The sequence below is a fragment of the Arthrobacter psychrochitiniphilus genome (assembly GCF_003185915.1).
GTDB lineage: Bacteria > Actinomycetota > Actinomycetes > Actinomycetales > Micrococcaceae > Specibacter > Specibacter psychrochitiniphilus.
On sequence record NZ_QHLZ01000008.1, the window covers coordinates 58,540 to 74,384 of the forward strand.

Annotated in this window: 18 protein-coding genes and 1 pseudogene; 6 read left to right on the forward strand and 13 right to left on the reverse strand. The window is 60.3% G+C overall.

Going from position 1 to position 15,845, the window contains the following annotated elements:
- Positions 1-43 precede the first annotated feature (43 nt).
- The 3 genes from CVS29_RS13160 to CVS29_RS13170 all read right to left on the reverse strand — a co-directional run bounded on the left by CVS29_RS13160 (position 44) and on the right by CVS29_RS13170 (position 3,189).
- The gene (locus tag CVS29_RS13160; RefSeq protein ID WP_110106786.1) at positions 44-697 is read right to left on the reverse strand and encodes an ABC transporter ATP-binding protein; all 654 of its coding nucleotides are present in this window, start codon (positions 695-697) and stop codon (positions 44-46) included.
- A gap of 14 nt (positions 698-711) precedes the next feature.
- Positions 712-2,667 carry a hypothetical protein gene (locus CVS29_RS13165; protein ID WP_146213052.1) on the reverse strand — a complete coding sequence of 652 codons (1,956 nt, stop codon included), beginning with the start codon at positions 2,665-2,667 and terminating at the stop codon, positions 712-714.
- 228 nt (positions 2,668-2,895) lie between these two features.
- A complete protein-coding gene (locus CVS29_RS13170) occupies positions 2,896-3,189 on the reverse strand; it encodes a lactococcin 972 family bacteriocin (protein WP_110106788.1) in 294 nt (97 codons plus the stop codon).
- 449 nt (positions 3,190-3,638) lie between these two features.
- Here CVS29_RS13170 and CVS29_RS18485 point away from each other — a divergent pair, with 449 nt between their 5' ends.
- A complete protein-coding gene (locus CVS29_RS18485; protein WP_170120978.1) occupies positions 3,639-3,815 on the forward strand; it encodes a helix-turn-helix domain-containing protein in 177 nt (58 codons plus the stop codon).
- 254 nt (positions 3,816-4,069) lie between these two features.
- On the opposite strand, the gene CVS29_RS13180 is transcribed toward CVS29_RS18485, so the two are convergent.
- The 6 genes from CVS29_RS13180 to CVS29_RS13205 all read right to left on the reverse strand — a co-directional run bounded on the left by CVS29_RS13180 (position 4,070) and on the right by CVS29_RS13205 (position 7,850).
- A complete protein-coding gene (locus CVS29_RS13180; RefSeq protein ID WP_110106790.1) occupies positions 4,070-4,327 on the reverse strand; it encodes a hypothetical protein in 258 nt (85 codons plus the stop codon).
- A complete protein-coding gene (locus CVS29_RS13185) occupies positions 4,324-4,701 on the reverse strand; it encodes a PadR family transcriptional regulator (protein WP_110106791.1) in 378 nt (125 codons plus the stop codon). The genes CVS29_RS13180 and CVS29_RS13185 overlap by 4 nt, the downstream gene beginning before the upstream one ends.
- 171 nt (positions 4,702-4,872) lie before the next feature.
- Positions 4,873-5,814 (reverse strand): DMT family transporter, encoded by a 942-nt coding sequence (locus CVS29_RS13190; RefSeq protein ID WP_211315134.1) that lies wholly within the window; start codon positions 5,812-5,814, stop codon positions 4,873-4,875.
- A 10-nt stretch (positions 5,815-5,824) separates the two neighbouring features.
- Positions 5,825-6,205 carry a GntR family transcriptional regulator gene (locus CVS29_RS13195; RefSeq protein ID WP_306457003.1) on the reverse strand — a complete coding sequence of 127 codons (381 nt, stop codon included), beginning with the start codon at positions 6,203-6,205 and terminating at the stop codon, positions 5,825-5,827.
- Positions 6,202-7,152, reverse strand: coding sequence for a hypothetical protein (locus tag CVS29_RS13200; protein WP_146213053.1), 951 nt, complete (start codon positions 7,150-7,152; stop codon positions 6,202-6,204). The genes CVS29_RS13195 and CVS29_RS13200 overlap by 4 nt, the downstream gene beginning before the upstream one ends.
- A gap of 119 nt (positions 7,153-7,271) precedes the next feature.
- Positions 7,272-7,850, reverse strand: a complete 579-nt coding sequence (locus CVS29_RS13205; RefSeq protein WP_110106794.1) for a helix-turn-helix domain-containing protein — start codon at positions 7,848-7,850, stop codon at positions 7,272-7,274.
- Between the two features lie 47 nt (positions 7,851-7,897).
- On the opposite strand from CVS29_RS13205, the gene CVS29_RS13210 reads away from it, so the two are divergent.
- Genes CVS29_RS13210 through CVS29_RS18925 form a run of 3 tightly spaced genes read left to right on the forward strand, consistent with a single transcriptional unit; the run spans position 7,898 to position 10,991 of the window.
- Positions 7,898-8,788: a class I SAM-dependent methyltransferase gene (locus tag CVS29_RS13210; RefSeq protein WP_110106795.1), complete on the forward strand. Its 891-nt coding sequence runs from the start codon at positions 7,898-7,900 to the stop codon at positions 8,786-8,788.
- Between the two features lie 55 nt (positions 8,789-8,843).
- Positions 8,844-9,329 carry a hypothetical protein gene (locus tag CVS29_RS13215; RefSeq protein WP_110106796.1) on the forward strand — a complete coding sequence of 162 codons (486 nt, stop codon included), beginning with the start codon at positions 8,844-8,846 and terminating at the stop codon, positions 9,327-9,329.
- 21 nt (positions 9,330-9,350) lie between these two features.
- Positions 9,351-10,991 carry a DUF1990 family protein gene (locus CVS29_RS18925; RefSeq protein ID WP_110106797.1) on the forward strand — a complete coding sequence of 547 codons (1,641 nt, stop codon included), beginning with the start codon at positions 9,351-9,353 and terminating at the stop codon, positions 10,989-10,991.
- A gap of 277 nt (positions 10,992-11,268) precedes the next feature.
- On the opposite strand, the pseudogene CVS29_RS18930 reads toward CVS29_RS18925, so the two are convergent.
- Both CVS29_RS18930 and CVS29_RS18935 read right to left on the reverse strand, forming a co-directional pair.
- Positions 11,269-11,742 (reverse strand): annotated as a pseudogene (locus CVS29_RS18930) (MFS transporter); the annotation flags it as partial.
- Between the two features lie 138 nt (positions 11,743-11,880).
- Complete coding sequence (locus CVS29_RS18935) at positions 11,881-12,243, reverse strand: hypothetical protein (RefSeq protein ID WP_245932239.1); 363 nt, start codon at positions 12,241-12,243, stop codon at positions 11,881-11,883.
- Positions 12,244-12,383: 140 nt separating this feature from the next.
- Between CVS29_RS18935 and CVS29_RS18940 the strand changes: the two genes are divergently transcribed.
- Positions 12,384-12,965: a hypothetical protein gene (locus CVS29_RS18940; protein WP_245932240.1), complete on the forward strand. Its 582-nt coding sequence runs from the start codon at positions 12,384-12,386 to the stop codon at positions 12,963-12,965.
- 7 nt (positions 12,966-12,972) lie between these two features.
- Entirely contained in the window at positions 12,973-13,695 is a 723-nt protein-coding gene (locus CVS29_RS13235; protein WP_110106798.1) for an AAA family ATPase, read from the forward strand.
- Here CVS29_RS13235 and CVS29_RS13240 read toward each other — a convergent pair.
- Together CVS29_RS13240 and CVS29_RS13245 are read right to left on the reverse strand one after the other, a co-directional pair.
- On the reverse strand, positions 13,692-14,603 hold the full coding sequence (locus tag CVS29_RS13240) for a sugar phosphate isomerase/epimerase family protein (protein ID WP_110106799.1): 912 nt from the start codon (positions 14,601-14,603) through the stop codon (positions 13,692-13,694). The two genes, CVS29_RS13235 and CVS29_RS13240, sit on opposite strands and share 4 nt — an antisense overlap.
- Positions 14,600-15,844, reverse strand: a complete 1,245-nt coding sequence (locus CVS29_RS13245) for a dihydrodipicolinate synthase family protein (protein ID WP_110106800.1) — start codon at positions 15,842-15,844, stop codon at positions 14,600-14,602. Before CVS29_RS13245 ends, CVS29_RS13240 begins: the two co-directional genes overlap by 4 nt.
- Position 15,845: the final 1 nt, after the last annotated feature.

The window sequence follows — 15,845 nt, forward strand, 5'->3', positions numbered from 1 at the left end:
TCACCACCATCGTTCTTTGCTGCCAATTCCTCGCTGGCTGGGTCTATGGGACTAGTGCGCGGGATTCAAGGACAAGACTGGTGTCGCATCGTGATTCGACGTGATCGTTATGGGTGGCGATGAGGATGCTTGCTCCCTTTTCGGCCAGATAGCGAAGGGTACTTATGACCATGTCTGCGTTGTCGTCATCGAGGGCTCCGGTGGGTTCATCGGCCAGGATAAATACGGGCTTTTTTACGAGCAACCGAGCGAGGGCCACTCGCTGTTGCTCGCCACCACTGAGTTCGTAAACTAGGTCCCTGGAACGTCCAGTGAGTCCAACATGTTCCAGCGCTTCTTCGTAGACCTTGTGCTTCTCAGTGCGGCTTAGTTTGCGATTCTCTCCGCCGGCCACGGTGAGGTTGTCGTGAATGCTCGTGTTTTCAATTAAGGCGTAATTTTGGAATAGGTAGCCGAGGGTATCGCGGCGAAAGATGCGCTGTTGACGCTGGTTGTAAGAGGTGGTATTGGCACCTTGTATCAGCACGTGGCCAGCGGTGAGGGGCTCGAGGAGACCAAGGCAGTTTAGTAACGTGGATTTACCCGACCCACTGGGTCCGCGGACGGCCATCATTTCACCGCTATTGACGGTGACATCGAGTTCTTCCCAGAGAGTGCGTTGGCCGATCGTCTTTGTGAGTCCGTGTGCAGAAATCATCGAATCCTTCCTTTCTATGCGTCCGCCGAGTGTGAACGGATCAGTGAAGTTTTATAGCCCCGCAGCGCGAGTAGGGTGAATGTGACGCTGAGGAGTGCAATGGCTAGGGCGATGGTAGGCGCCCATTGTACGAGTGGTTGTGATTCTCGAAGGATAGGTGAGGTGGCTCCCGTAGATCCGGCGGCTGTCGCTGCTGCGTCCTTTGCTGCCAGAGCGATCCCATAACCGATCAGTGCAATTGCTGCGGCGGACTCTACGGCTAGCAGCCACGCGTTGACTTGCCAAGACTGCCAACCGTGGATGAAGCTAACAAAGATTCTTTGGGCGTTCTTGCGGGTGTAGACGAGAGCGGCGCCCAGGGAGGTGACCAGCAAGACCAAGAGTGCTGCGCCGATGCTGAAGAGGTGGTTGCGGAAGGCTGCCGCATCCTTTTGGAAAGTGGCACTTGCGTCTAGAGCTGCTGGGCGGAATCCTGTGACAAACCCTGAGGCTCCCGCCTGATCGGTTCTGGCGATCATGTCTTCCGGATCAGTGAACAGGAGCCCTCCACTGGTTGCGTACGCGTAGTAGTCGCCATCGGGCATCCATGTACCGCCGGAGGGCACCGCAAGGACGACTGCATTGGGAAAAGATGTGTCCGCTTGAATGCCGTCGAAAGAGGAGAAGGCATTGATGCGCTGGTCGTCTGCAATGAGGACGGTCTCTTTTACGGGGCGATCCACGCCAATCGAGAACGAAACCGTTTCGGAGATCTTTTCCAGCTCTGGTTTCAATGAATTCGGTACCAAAAGCCGGACAGTGTCTGATGGAAGGATTCGTTGGCCCTGAGCGTCAAGCACAGTTTCGCGTTTGAGATAGGTCGAATTGACATACACCACCGGCGGTCCCGACACGGGGGCGACCGTCCCATTCGGGTCATAGGACTGGAGCGCCTCAAAGGGGAACATTTGGGCGAAAACCACGGTCCCGTCTCGGTCGGCCTTCCTTGCAGCTTGACCAAAGAGCTGACCGTGCTGCATGAATTCTTCCTGCGACAGGTTGGTTTTGAACTGAAGCATGGAGAGGTCGCTGTTGGCGGCCCAAACAGCCTTGCTTTCTTGCTGCCCCAGGACCTGTCCGCCCAAGACCAGAGTCGCCGAAACGATACCAAAGGCAAGGAAGGAAGCGACGATCTTGACTACGTAGACGGCGCCGAGGGTGCTCTTCGCAGGGATTTGTCCCTTTACGGCAGCTATGAGGGGAACCCTCCAAGCAAGCAGCAACACCCCACCATGAGTCAATAGGGCTGCTGTCGACAAGCTGGCAGCCACCAGGGCAGCGAACCAAGCGAATCCAGCAACCTGATGGAGTGAGTTATAGAAGTACAGTGCGACTAATGTGATCACAGCGAGTCCAGCGTAAATCGGTGTTGTGAACCGTGCCAAAGCAATTAGATCCCGACCGAGGGATGTCCAGTACGAGCCACCCTGGAGCCGCTGAATAGCGTAGCTTCTAGCATTGAGGATCACCCCGGCTCCGGCGCTAACAATGACTATTAGGGCCAGGACCATGTAACTGTTTCCGAGCCCCGATGTGGATAGGAACCATTTGAAAGTCTCCAATGGACTAACGGACGCTGTACTAACTTCCAGTCCCATGCCCTGAAGCCCGGTGATTACTGCTTGTTCCAAGGAACTAGATCCAAAAACAACATATTGACCGCGGACATCCAAGGATGAGATCTTCGCGAAGGGCTGCACCGTTGTGGTCATAGATCGCGTAAAATCCGGATATCCTTTCTCAATCCATGAAGCAGAACTGGCCGAACTAGCTCCCACAGCCAGATATAGATTGCGGTGAGAGGTGGGGTTGCGCAGATCAGGAACAAGCCTGGCAATATTTCCCTGATGTTCCAATGCTGCGGACTGGATGAATGCCGAGGCAGCGCGCATATCAACATTCTGGACGTCACCCCCAACGGTGAGATTCATATCCGCACCTTGGAGCACGATCTCGTCCGAAGCCGACATGAAACCTAAGGCAAGTAATACTGAAAAGACTGCAATTACAAAGTGAACAAACCCAATAATCTTGTGAACCATCAATGCTTCTATCGTTCGGAAGAGGAATCTACGCAAAATATACGATGACAACAAAAATAGCCCTTGCCACCCGATGTCAGCGCGGCTACGGGGGGGCGAGGGCTATTTTAGAGTTATTTAGCAGAAATTGTAGAAGTACTGGTAGCTGACGCCCGGGATTTGGGTAACGGACTTGAACGACCAAGCATTGGCCACAGTGCAGCCTGAACTATAGTTCGCCCCGTTGGCCTGAACGGTCGAGTAGTGGTTCATTCGTGCATGGAAGTAGTTAGAATAAGCCACTGAACCGTTGGTTCCATACTCCAACACACCCCCTCCAACGTTCATGGATGCCGCCATGGCGGGCGCAAGAGCACCAGCCGACAAGGCCGCCGTGAGACCAAGAAGTGCAAATTTCTTCTTAAAGGACATTTCTCCCCCTTGGGAACATCGCTTGAGTAGTAACTTGAGTAGTAAAGAGCTGGCGCGGATAGAAGTAGGCAGAGTCACAGACCTGGCTCAAAACTCGGACGATCGAAGACCTACCTCTTGAGATTTGCCGTCAGTTCACCTTGACTATAACAACTCACAGCAGGCTTGTCGGAATTGAGTGAGATATTTCTTGGAAATTTCTTTTACTTAATTTCAAGTTCCGGTATCTCTGATTGTTTATCGTGCACAATAGCCACGAATCTCCCCGTGGGCCTGTCCACCATTCGCCTAGATTGTTGATTTCCCGCCATATAGCAGCCATGCACAACTAAGATACACCCGCAATGGTTTTGACGGATTACCAATTTCACGCGGCAAGGCGCGGTCGGTGTCGTACCCTCGAAGCAACAAGTTGGCGGAGCAGTGGAGTTGCTGGCGGGAAGCAGGGGTTGTCGTTTTCGGATCGGGCGGACATCGCTGTAGGCATCCTGGCTGGCAAGTCGGATCGGCAGATCGGTGTTGATCTCGGCCGGGACCACACCACTATTTGGCGCGAACGTCGATGGAACTCGACGAAGACCCGTGGCTACCGGCCCGTGAGTGCTGCCTGCTCTGCCGGGCGGTAGCGCAGGCGCCCGGAGACACGGAAAACCGAGACGAACCAGATCCTTGCCGCGCGGCTGAGGGAGGATCTGGGGAGGTCCAGGACGCCGCGGCAGATTGTGGGCCGTTTGCGTTTGGCTATACATCTGCTAAATCGCCATGTCGGGAGTCCTGAGCCCTGGAGATGCTCTCACCCCTGGGATGGGAACACATCAACCTCACCGGCGACTACACCTGGCCACGCAACAACCAGATCAAACCCGGCAAATGCAGACCACTACGGCGCTCGACAGAACCTTAGCGTCGGATATTTCACTTTTTCACAAGCCAACCCAATACCCTCACGCAGATCAGCGAGAATACTCTTTCGGCGACGCCCTGATACTTTACTCTCCAGATACCACTCAACTTTGAACAGATACCAGTTCCTGCCCATCGCATGCCGGACTCCCAGCCGCTTCGACTTGCTCAAGGCACCGCTGCCACCGAAGAACTGTTGGGTTGCATTGTCAGAGTTTTTGTCTTCGATGTTCATGCCATGTTCCGCTCTGATTCAGGGCCAGGGTGCGTTCCGGCCGTAGCTAGTCCCCTATTGGCTACTTCAACAATTTCCCGCCACTTGCGAACTGCTCCCATACGGGCCTGTTCGCCGGAGTTAGTGAGCGCATAATACTTGCGGGCCGGACCCGAAGTTGAAGGCTGCAGGTAGCTACTGAGCCACCCATCACGCTCAAATCGGCTCAGCACCGGATACACGGCACCCGTAGCCAGCCCGGACAGGCCCACCGCGCGCAGCCTCTCAACCAGGTCATAGCCATACGATTCCTGCTGGTGCAGCAGCGACAGAATCAGCATCGGCAGCACTCCCCTCAGCAATTGGGGGTCATGGGGTGAAGTAACGTAATCCATGCCCGCTAGTCTGCCATAACTATTAGTTACAAACTAATAGTTATGGACCGTTAGTGCGTGGCGTCCTAGATAGGGAAAGTTCGGCGGCGTATCCCCCGCTGGAGCGTCTGCCGCCACGCCAAGGGGCATCCCGGATAATCCTTACCGGAGCAACTTTCTGCCCATCAGGGCTCAGCCGCGCGGCCCGCTCTCGGGAAGCACCACGGCGGTGGACGGGTTCCCGGCAACCTTGCGTCCCTGCGGCTTGAGTTCGCTGACCAGCACGCTCAGGACAATCAGCGCAGCACCCACTAGCGCAAGGCCAGGCAACCGGTCCCCCGCGATACGGCCGAAAACGCCCGCCCAGAGAGGCTCCCCGGTGTAAATGATGGTTGCCCGGGTGGGGTCCACAGATTTTTGCGCCCAGTTCATAGTCAGCTGGATGACGCAGCTAGCCAGGCCAAGCCCGGCCCCAGCGCTAAGCCATATCCAAGAGAACTCCGGAACAGCCTCACCCACAACCGGCATAGACGCGAAAGCTAAAAGACTGCAGACAAGGAGCTGCACAACAGTCACGCGGCCCAAGTGGACCCGGGTGGCAAAAAGGCTGATCAGAACAATCTCAGAGGCAATCGCCACGGTACTAATCAGTGTCACGACCTCCCCCTTACCCAGACCCCCCGAGAAGGCTTCGGGCCCTGCAAGGAGAACTAGCCCAGCGAAGGCCAGCGCTGCTCCGGCAAAGGCCATGAGATGCGGGCGTTTTCGGAACACCGCCCACTGGAGAAAGGGCACCATGGGCACAAACAGCGCCGTCAGAAACGCGGAGGTACTGCTGCTGATGGTCTGCAGGCCCACGGTTTGCAGACCATAGCCAAAGAAAATCGTGATGCCAATGGCGGCACCGGCGCCCGCATCAGCCAGGGTCATGCCGCGCAGGGTGCGATGGAAAATAAGGCTGGCAACAAGTGCGGCAACACCGAAGCGGACACCCACGAAGAACATGGGTCCGCTGTATTTCATGGCCAAATGAATCACCAGATAGGTCCCACCCCACAGAATCGTGATGAACAGCAGGGCAAGCTCTGGCCAGCTCAGGGAAAAGGGGCGTGGTCTACGCGCGGTGGGCACCATTCTGTCCATATTAAGGCATACCCAGGTCTGTTGACCTCACTTCCAATGCGCTTTCAAGAAGGCTGCGTGCGGCCTCATCACCAAGCCCCAAGGACCGGATTTGATGGACGTAGTCTGCGGCCGCTTTTTGGGCCTGGTGCACGATGGGATCCTCATGAGAGCAGACAAAGGTACCGTGGCGCCCGCGGGTCTCAATGACGCCATTTAGTTCAAGTTCCCGGTAAGCGCGGGCCACGGTGTTGGGTGCCAAGGCCAAATCGGCGGCGAGTTTCCTTACCGTAGGTAGCCGTGTTTCTGGTGCCAGCGATCCCTCATTGATGAGACGCAAGATTTGTGCGCGAAGTTGCTCGAAGGGTGGCAGAGCTGAACGAGGGTCAACGGTGAGCATCATGGTTGGTACGGGGTGCTCGGGGCAGGGCCCTGTGTAGTGGCAGCGAAAGCAGTGTTGGTCCACAGCCGGTGGCGGAAGTAGTTGTAGGCTCCGCCGTAGCCGAAGAACATGACGATGGCGATGAATCCCCACGAAATGGCCAGTTCCCCATAGGGGGACCAGAGTGATGAAGTGTGGGATGGGTCGATTGCCTCGGCTAAACCGAGTCCGGCGGCGGCCAGTGCCAGCCACGCCAACCCAGCACTCAATTGGCCCAACTTCCGGAATGTGTCCGCCCGCAGGGCGTCATCCCACGCCAATTCCAGGGGATCGCTAACAGGTTGGGGCTGTTGCAGCATCCTTTGGGAAACCAGTTTGGATCCTGTTGCTACCACTAGGGCGAGAACCAGGAAGGGCAATGCCATACTTTGCAAGAAGGCGCCTCCGTTGACCTTTCCGGCCGCTCCCATGGCGAGGACGGTGACGTCCAGGGCAACTGCCAGCGCAAGGAGAAGTGGTGCTGTTGCTCGCCGCCAAGGGCTCATGTAGTCGGCAGCATCGACAGCCGCCGCCCTGGCCATGCGTGGGGAGTCCTCACGCTTGGTAAAGAGGGAGTCCCGCAGCGCCAGGGCAACGTCAAAGGTGGACATGCCGATGATGAACGCGGGAAGTACCACGAGCCACGAGAAACCAAAGATGGGCCCAGGCGTGGGTGTCAACAGCAGCACGGTAGCGGCAACCAAGGTCCCGGCAAGGCCACCAAGCCACTGTGCCGTGTCGCTGCGGTGAAGCCTGCGGGCAACGGAGGTATTGATCTCATCCGTTCCCATGGGAAGGCCCACTCGATCCCAAAACCTCTGCATTTGGCTCTGCCTGAATCGGCGGAACTGCGAAGCCGCTGCCACGCTTGCCGCGAGCAGTGCGAACATTCCTAGCAGTACCCAGGAAACTCCTACATCAGTTGACATGACTCCCCTTAGTTCTGATTTCTTTGTCTCAATGTATCATTACAATGAATTGAGGCAATACCGACAGCACGGCTGGCTGGCAGTGGGAGCCAGCGCACGGCCTCGGACTAGTTCTCCCACTACCCCGCCGCGTGGGGAGCGTCGTGAAGGTGGGCTCGTTCGCCGTCGTGGTTGAAAATGGAGAGGATCTCCACAGGACCCTCGTGGGCGCAAATGGCGTGCGGGACCATGGTGGAGAATTCGGCCACCTCGCCCGGGTGTACCAGGATGGTTCGCTCCCCCAGTTCCAGCCGCGCAATCCCGGCTAGAACGGTAAACCAGTCCCGACCGGGGTGCACTCCGAGCTGGTGGGGCCGGTCCGGGGTGATGCGCATTTTGGCGACGGTCTTGCCGTTCAGGCCGTCTCCCGTGGAAAGTACCCACGTGGTAAGGCCTTGTGAGTGGCCGGGCTGAGGGCGGATGACCACATCCTGATCGTCCGCTGTCTCCACTAGAGCATCCAGAGTGGTGCCAAAAGCGCGGGCGATGGGTACCAGCTGGTCCAACGCTATGCGCCGATGCCCGGTTTCAAGGCGGCTGAGGGTGGACTGGCTGAGCTCGCACCGGGAAGCGAGGTTCTCCAGCGACCAGCCGCGCGCCAGTCGGAGGCTGCGGATCCGTTGGCGGATCAGGGCATCAACATCAGATTCTTGCGTCATACGCAAAAGTGTATGCGTTATCAGCACTGGAAAGCTACCGTGGAAATATGAGCAACCACGAACACGAAAAACACGCCCAAGGCCACGCACACCCTCACACGAACGACGCCGAACTAGCGCAGACACTCAACCTAGACGCCCGCATCCTCGGCTCCTACCTGACAGAGGCCACCGCCTGGGCAGCATCCCTTGCTGCGAAGGAGCCGGAGACAATGATTGATGTGGGTGCCGGATCCGGTGTGGGCACGGTTGCGTTGGCACAGCAATTCCCGCATGCAGCAGTCACCGCCCTAGATAAGTCGGCGCAGATGCTGACCATGACCCGTGCGGCGGCAGCCGAGAATGGGGTCGGGGCTCGCGTGCGTGGGATCCAAACCGATCTTGATGAAGCCTGGCCGTCGGAAATAACAGCGGATCTGTTGTGGGCGTCCTCCTCCCTGCACGAGGTGGCCGATCCCTACCGCGTTCTGACGGACATGTTCGCCGCACTGAATCCAGGCGGTCTGCTGCTAGTCCTTGAAATGGACGGGCTGCCCAGCTTCCTCCCCGAAACTCTGCCGGCAGGCTCGCCGCTGGCACCGGGCCTGGAGCCGCGCCTCCATGAAATCCTGGCCGGCATGGGCTGGAACCACTTCCCGGACTGGCAGCCCGTCCTGGCAAGCGTGGGATTCACAGTCCAGCGCCGCCCGTTCCCCACCGTGGGAAGCTCGACGCCGGAACTTGCCGCCCGCTATGCCCGTCACTTCCTGGCACGCATCCACCAGACGCTCGCTGACACCGCCTCCCCAACTGGCGCTTACTCCCCTACCGACGCGGCCTCCTCCGCAGACATGGCATCTCTCGAGTTGCTGCTGGGTGACGGACCGGAGTCCTTGGAACGCCGTGGAGACTTGCAGGTGCGTGGACACCGTACCGGTTGGGCTGCCCGCAAGCCGTAAAGACATCGCTAGTGTGGGCCTGTCACTGCCGCCGCACGTGGATTAGCCTGAAACCATGACAAGCATCGTTTGGGCACCCGCAGACCTCATCATTGCCTCGAACCAGGGCGTTGCCGTGCGCTTTGCAGGGGTTGAAGTTACTTCAGAGATCCTCGAGCTCATGGGGCCCGTTGCCAATGGACGCGGTATCAGGGTGCACCTAGCCGGAGCCAGAGGCCAAGCCACCATGGAACGTGACAGCGCCTATGTCACTGCGTTGGAGGCGTGGGCGAAGGAACGCACGGCCCACGGCAAGGAGGAGGCCGGACCGCGGCCCATCATGCCAGGAGAAACGGTACTTACCCCGGTCCAGGCTGTCATTACGGACAATCACGAGACTGAATACCGCCGGGTGGGCGGACGAGTTGCAGGAACCGGAACCGAATGGTCCGCTTCGTGGGACTTTGTGCCCGAACCACCGCCCGGGGTCAAGCACCTTTCCCTCGAATTCACACTTCATGGCGAACTGACAGGCAAGAGCGTCCGCATCCAGCTGGACTGACGGTGCCGGTAGGCTAGGGCCATGCCACAAAATCGCCGTGTTCTGGAACCTGCCGCTCTGCTCGCCGGGCCCCGTGGCCGGCGGCTTTGTTTGGAGCTTGCGGGCTTGGCCGCCGATGCGGTAGCCACGGAATCTTGCGGCACAGGGCAGGATAGTGGCGGCTTTGGGTCGGCCAGATTCTACGCCGCCTACAACCGCGACCCGGATCGCGGCACGTCAACTGTTCTCTTCGGACCCGGCGCCGAGCAGCCGGTTCCGAACCCCACGGCCCAGGACGTGGCCGCTCTACTGGAGGCGGTGCCGCTGCCCACGCTCACGGAGTCCCTTCTTCTGGAAGCGCTCAGTTCTACAGTCAACTCGGCCCGTTACTGGCAGGAGCCGGACGGTGACGACGTCCTGGCCGCCACCCCCGCAATGCGCCGCGCCTTACATCGCTTTGCCCAGCAGTTAGCGGATTCGCCGCTGACGCACTGGTGGACGTCTCCCCTGGAGCCTGCAGCCCAGTGGAACGCTGCCTTCGTTGCGGACCCGCCACGTCCGCCCGCGCCAAAGGGAAACACCGCCGAGACGCTCACACAGTGGCGGCTGGAAACTCCTCAGGACGAGGCCAACGCCGTCCGTGAACGCCCCAGCGACCCCACCTCGAACTGGAGCGGGGATTGGTGGTCCCGCCCGCCCTGGGCACTGCCCACCAGCACCCGCATGATGCATGGGACGGAGTTGGGTCCCGTTCGGTTGGGCCCCGTTGGCCTGTGGCTCGTAGAGGACGGCTTCGGCGAGGATGAGGCCGTCCTCGAAGCGCTCATTCCGCCTGCCAAAGCCCGGATTTACGAGATCGACTCCCCCGAAGACTGGGCCAGGCTGTGCCGCGAGCACTCACTGGAGGTGACGGCCTCCAAGCGTCAGGATTGGTACCGGACCACGGGGCGCAACGGGAAGTGGCTCATGCCGGATTGGTCCATGCTGAAAGAGAAGTACGACGCCGTCCACCTCACCATGGGTGGGTACCTGACAACGGCCGGGCGCGAGATCACCATCGATGAAAAATACTCGTCCGTATTGGCTGGCTGGGATCCCGACGCAACCTACTGGCTCTGCGAGGTTCCGGCGGATGCGCCATCGCGGCAGACGTGGCGTCAGGATCCGGACGGTCTCTCCTGGGCGCCCCAAGGTGACCGGCCCCGCTGCCGGACGGCACCGGAACGCGGCCAGTGGATCTATAACGTGCAGGGCTACCGGGTCTCCGAGGTGACCACTGTCCTGGGCCACGGTGAGGAACTGTGGCAGCGGGCATCGAAGGACGTGCTGACGTGGAAGGTTAAAACCCGCAGCGGCTTCAGCGTGGACACACCGGGCCCCGTGGTGGAGGGCCAGAACGTCAATGTCACCGCATCCTTGCTGGGTGTGAAGGTTGTGGAACCCGTGCAGGTGGTTGCCGTGGTGGACACCCCTGACCGCTCAGGCTTCGCCTACAGCACCCTGCCGGGACATCCCGTCAGCGGAGAGGAAGCCTTCATTGTGCACCGTGACGGTGACGCGGTGCACCTGAGTATCCGCTCCCTAACGCGTGCCGCCCCGCAACAACCGTGGCACGGGCTGTTTCCGGTATTGCTAATGGTGCAGAAACTCGTGCGGTGGAGGTACTTCCGCGCCCTGCGCTAGCCACCAGTTCGTCGCCGTCACCATAGGCGTACTTGCCGCCCCGCAAGGCGGAGGCCACTGCTGCCACCAGACAGGCCACGATGGCGAAGCCAAAGGCCACGGCCAGCCCGTCGGCAAACGGGCCGGAGATCAGAGTCGGGAAGAACCCGCGTCCGGTGAGGAAAGCAGCGTCGGCCGCGCTCACCCCATGGGCCATCAAACCGGTATTTAGGGTGGCTGGCAGGGTCCGGGCCAGTCCCGTGACCATGAGGAAGAAGAAGCCGATGGAGAGCACCATGGCCGAGTTCTGGAAGGTGGTGCTCATGCCAGCACCCACGCCACGGCGGTTGGGCGGCAGCGCGTTCATGATGCCGGCCCGGTTGGGGGCGGCGAACAGGCCCATGCCAATCCCGTTCAGCAGCAGTGCCAGGGCAAAAGTCCAATACGCAAAGTTCACCGGCAACAGCAGCAGCCAACCAAAGCTCAGAGCCGCCACCACCATGCCGCCGGTGGCCAGTAGTCGGGCTCCGTGCTTATCGGAAATAGCGCCCGAGATGGGCCCAGCCACCAGGAAACCGGCGGTGAGTGGCAGCATGTAAATCCCGGCCCACAGTGGCGTATCCACAAAACTGTAGCCATGGCGCGGCAACCAAATACCCTGCAACCAAATGATGAGGATGAACATCAGCCCGCCACGGCCAATGGCGGAGAGCACCAGCACCAGGGCTCCCCCTATCACCGCAGCCAGAACCCACGGGTTACTCCACCCCATGGTGTGAACACCGTAGGGCTGAATGCCGTAGGTGATGCCCACCAACACGGCAATCAAGCCCACCGCGAAGCTCACGTTCCCCCACCAATCCAGACGTGCGGGCGTCCGCGCTCCGGTATCGTGCAGCCGCAGGTACGCTCAGACTGTGCCGAAGAGCCCTACAGGGACGGACACTAAGAACACCAACCGGCCAAAGCTGACAACCAGCACGGCTGTGACCACCATGTAGCCCATGATCGACCACAGCAGCAGGCTGGTGTTTCCGGGGGCCAGGGGGTTGATGCCCACACCGCGGAAAATATCGGGCAAGGCGATCAGCAAAATGGAGGCGTTGATGGAGGCCATGAGGACGCCAAGAGTGGTGTTGGAAAGAACTATCCACTTGTAGTGCGGATTGGCTAAGTCCCTGACCCGCCAGCTTGCAGCTTTGCCGCCACCACGCACTCTCGCTTGTTCCACAATGCTGCGCCCCTCATCAGAATTTGGGGCAGGGGAATTCATTGCCTCTGCTAACTATCAATGCTAGTCCTGTGTGAGCTGTGGGGACCTGAAAGGTTGCTGGGAAGACTGTGAAGCCCGCTTGGCGTAAGGCTCGCTCCAGTATTGCTTCCGCTCAATCCAGTCCTCGATAGAGTGAGTGCATGAGCCCTCGCCCGAGCCCCGATTGCGCCGCCGCCAGCTGGATCATCAACTCTGAGCTGCCGTGGCAGCGAGTTCTCACTTTTGGCCCGGCGGCGTTTGACAGCCATGCCCGGCTGCGCTTCATCCCGGATCCCACCCGGGCCGGACAAGACGAAACTGACGGCGCTGTTGCTACCGGAGGGCTTTCCGAAACGGAACAGCTAAACATTGTGGTGTCCACTTTGCTTAGCTACACCACAACACCTCAGGAACTCTTCTTCGCATTTTGGGACGGTTACGGATTCCCCATGCCCGGCGCCCGCTTCGAAACCCCGCACCGGGAATTCTTCCTCTATCACGGGAGCGTTTCGGAGAACGGAAGCTGGGACATTGCCACAGAGGATCAGGCTCCCGGACAGCCGTGGCTGCCAGAGCCTGCCTACATCTGGCCGGCAGACCGGTCATGGTGCATTTCCAACGATGTTGACCCGCACTGGACCGGAATTGGGGCAGGAGCGGAAGCCATCGAGGCCCTCTGCGAGGATGAACGCCTTGATGTTATCCCTGCCGATCCGGCCCAACCCCAGCCCTTCTACACCTAGGAACCCCATGATCTTTGGGCAAACACCCCTTCACCATGTGGGCATCAACGACTTCAACCAGCCCAATCCAGACATCTGGCCCGCAACCTTGGCCCCCGTGCAGCACATACTGCGCGAGGGCCTGGATCTGGGCCGCGCCACGGTGTTCGTGGGCGAGAACGGCTCCGGGAAGTCAACACTTGTCGAGGCCATCGCCATGGCCTACGGGGTGAACCCGGAGGGCGGCTCCACCGGCGCCATGCACCACAGCCGCCCCACCGAATCCGATCTCCACTCCTACCTCAAAGTGGATCGCAACATTGGCAGCAGCAAATACGGCTACTTTCTGCGCGCCGAAACCATGCACGGCTTCTTCAGCTACCTCGAGGACAACCCCTCCACCGGCATCCCTGACAGTAACTATCACGAGATGTCCCACGGCGAATCGTTCTTAGAGCTGATCGTGAACCGTTTCCGGGGCGGCGGACTGTGGATCCTAGACGAGCCCGAATCCGCACTATCCTTCTCCGGCTGCCTGTCCCTGCTCAGCGTGCTCACCGCGTTGATGGACGACGGCGACTCCCAAGTCATCCTCTCGACCCACTCCCCGCTGTTGGCATCCCTGCCGGGAGCCGACATTTACGAGGTGGGGCCGTGGGGGTTGCGTCCCAACAGCTGGGAGGAGCTTGAACTCGTGCGGAACTGGCGCTCCTTCATGGATGCGCCGGAACGCTTCCTGAAGTACATTTAGCCAGCTAGTTCGCGCACCAAATGTGGTTCCACCAGTTCGGCGTAGCGGGCCTTGACCGTGTCAACGACCTGCGCGTAGGGCAGGTTCCAGATGTCCTCGTTGAAGATTTCCACCTCAACAACGCCGTTGTAGCCTGCCTCGGCAACCCACTGGCCGATGGAGGCGAAGTCAATCACGCCGTCACCCATGAAACCGCGGGACAGCAGCGCATCGGCGGCGATAGGCAGGTTGAAGTCGCAGACCTGGTAAGACGCAATGCGGCCCGCTGCGCCGGCTCGGGCGATCTGCTCGCGCAGGGACGGGTCCCACCAGACGTGGAAGGTATCCACCACAACGCCAACAGCCTCGACCGGGTGAGGCGCGGCCAGATCCAGGGCTTGGCCTAGGGTCGAGAGCACGGCACGGTCGGCTGCATACATGGGGTGCAGCGGTTCCAGCACCAGGCGGACACCGTGTTCCAGTGCGAACGGCACCAGTTCGGCCAGACGGTCTGCCACGCGCTGGCGGGCCAAGACGATGTCCTTGCCACCAGCCACGGCGGTAGCTTCACCGCCCCCGTCAACGGCGCCGGGTGAGACGCTGAAGTCCGGCAGCCCACCCACCACCATGATGATTTCGGTGGTGCCCAGGGCCTTGGCCTCGAGGATGGCGGCCTTGTTATCGGCCAGCGCTGCGGCCTGACCAGCGCCATCGGCTGCGGTCAGGAAGCCGCCACGGCACAGGCTGGAAACCTGCAGACCGGAGGCCTTGACCAGCTCGACGGCCGTCTCTAGGCCAACTTCGGCTACCTTGTCGCGCCAGAGCCCAATGTGTTTCAGGCCCGCAGCCACGCTTAGCTCAAGGGCCTCGGCCAGTGAGGCCTTCTTAATGGTGGCGGTGTTGATGGACAGCTTCTCAAAGGTGCTCATGCTTGTGCTCCTTCCAGGACGGTGGACTCGGCGCCCTTGGCCACTGAGGCGACCCCGGCCGCGTTCAAGAAGCCTGCCATGCGGGTGGCTGCCTGTTCGGGGTTGAGCAGCAGCCCGGCTGTGTTGGCCAAGCGGAACAGCTTGACCAAGTGGTTCAGGTCCCGGCCTGAGTGCAGGCCGCCGACCATTTGGAACCCAGCCTGGTAGCCGTTGAGCCAGGCAAGGAAGGCAATACCCGTTTTGTAGTAGTGCGTGGGTGCCTCGAAGATGTGCAGGCCAAGATCCCGGGTGGAGTCCAGGATGGCGCGTGCTTCTGCCGAGCGGCCGGCATCGTACTCCTGCAACGCAGTGGATGCGGCAGGGGCAATGGCGGCGAAGATGCCCAAGAGGGCGTCCGAGTAGTGTTCGCCGTCCCCGTCGATCAGTTCCGGGTAATTGAAATCGTCGCCCGTGTACAGACGCACGCCCTCAGGAAGGCTGGCACGCAGCGCAACTTCATGTCCGGCGTCGAGCAGGGAAACCTTCACCCCGTCAACCTTGGAAGCGTGGGCCTCAATCAGCTTCTGGAATGTTGCGGTGGCTGCGGCGACGTCGTCGCTCCCCCAGTAGCCGGCCAGAGCCGGGTCAAACATGGTGCCCAGCCAGTGCAAGACCACGGGTTCCTTGACCTCGGTCAGTAGGGTGCCATAGAGGCTCAGGTAATCATCGGGACCGGAGGCAACCTTGGCCAAGGCGCGGGAAGCCATAATGATGACCTTGGCCCCTGATGCCTCGACCACGGCGATCTGCTCTCGGTAGGCAGCTAGCACTGCGGCTAGCCCGGCCTCGCCCGGCTCCACCGTGGCGGGATCCAGCTGGTCGGTGCCGGCACCGCAGGCCAAAAGGTCACGCACGGTGCGTTCCGGGGTGGCAATGAGCGCGGCCTCGGCGGCGGAGCGGTTGATGAGCTCCTGCGTGGCGGCCCAGTCCAGTCCCATGCCGCGCTGTGCGGTGTCCATGGCGTCGGCAATGCCCACGCCCCAGCTCCACAGCTCACGGCGGAATGCCAAAGTGGCGTCCCAGTCAATGTCAGCCGGGGCGCCGGGGACGTTGTTGCCCAGCACCTTCGGGGTGACGTGCGCGGCGGCGTAAACCTTGCGGGAAGTGATCAGCTCGGTGGGTTTGCGCCAAGGACCAGTGGCGTTCAGCGTCAGGTTTTCTAACTCGCCGCGGGGCAGCGGAAGGGTAATTGAGAGTGTCATT

Excerpts from the sequence above, each read along its gene's own strand:
- CVS29_RS13160 (WP_110106786.1), bottom strand. The coding sequence starts at position 697 with ATGATTTCTGCACACGGACTCACAAAGACGATCGGCCAACGCACTCTC.
- CVS29_RS13165 (WP_146213052.1), bottom strand. The coding sequence starts at position 2,667 with ATGAATCTCACCGTTGGGGGTGACGTCCAGAATGTTGATATGCGCGCT.
- CVS29_RS13170 (WP_110106788.1), bottom strand. The coding sequence starts at position 3,189 with ATGTCCTTTAAGAAGAAATTTGCACTTCTTGGTCTCACGGCGGCCTTG.
- CVS29_RS13180 (WP_110106790.1), bottom strand. The coding sequence starts at position 4,327 with ATGAACATCGAAGACAAAAACTCTGACAATGCAACCCAACAGTTCTTC.
- CVS29_RS13185 (WP_110106791.1), bottom strand. The coding sequence starts at position 4,701 with ATGGATTACGTTACTTCACCCCATGACCCCCAATTGCTGAGGGGAGTG.
- CVS29_RS13190 (WP_211315134.1), bottom strand. The coding sequence starts at position 5,814 with ATGGTGCCCACCGCGCGTAGACCACGCCCCTTTTCCCTGAGCTGGCCA.
- CVS29_RS13195 (WP_306457003.1), bottom strand. The coding sequence starts at position 6,205 with ATGATGCTCACCGTTGACCCTCGTTCAGCTCTGCCACCCTTCGAGCAA.
- CVS29_RS13200 (WP_146213053.1), bottom strand. The coding sequence starts at position 7,152 with ATGTCAACTGATGTAGGAGTTTCCTGGGTACTGCTAGGAATGTTCGCA.
- CVS29_RS13205 (WP_110106794.1), bottom strand. The coding sequence starts at position 7,850 with ATGACGCAAGAATCTGATGTTGATGCCCTGATCCGCCAACGGATCCGC.
- CVS29_RS13210 (WP_110106795.1), top strand. The coding sequence starts at position 7,898 with ATGAGCAACCACGAACACGAAAAACACGCCCAAGGCCACGCACACCCT.
- CVS29_RS13215 (WP_110106796.1), top strand. The coding sequence starts at position 8,844 with ATGACAAGCATCGTTTGGGCACCCGCAGACCTCATCATTGCCTCGAAC.
- CVS29_RS18925 (WP_110106797.1), top strand. The coding sequence starts at position 9,351 with ATGCCACAAAATCGCCGTGTTCTGGAACCTGCCGCTCTGCTCGCCGGG.
- CVS29_RS18935 (WP_245932239.1), bottom strand. The coding sequence starts at position 12,243 with ATGAATTCCCCTGCCCCAAATTCTGATGAGGGGCGCAGCATTGTGGAA.
- CVS29_RS18940 (WP_245932240.1), top strand. The coding sequence starts at position 12,384 with ATGAGCCCTCGCCCGAGCCCCGATTGCGCCGCCGCCAGCTGGATCATC.
- CVS29_RS13235 (WP_110106798.1), top strand. The coding sequence starts at position 12,973 with ATGATCTTTGGGCAAACACCCCTTCACCATGTGGGCATCAACGACTTC.
- CVS29_RS13240 (WP_110106799.1), bottom strand. The coding sequence starts at position 14,603 with ATGAGCACCTTTGAGAAGCTGTCCATCAACACCGCCACCATTAAGAAG.
- CVS29_RS13245 (WP_110106800.1), bottom strand. The coding sequence starts at position 15,844 with ATGACACTCTCAATTACCCTTCCGCTGCCCCGCGGCGAGTTAGAAAAC.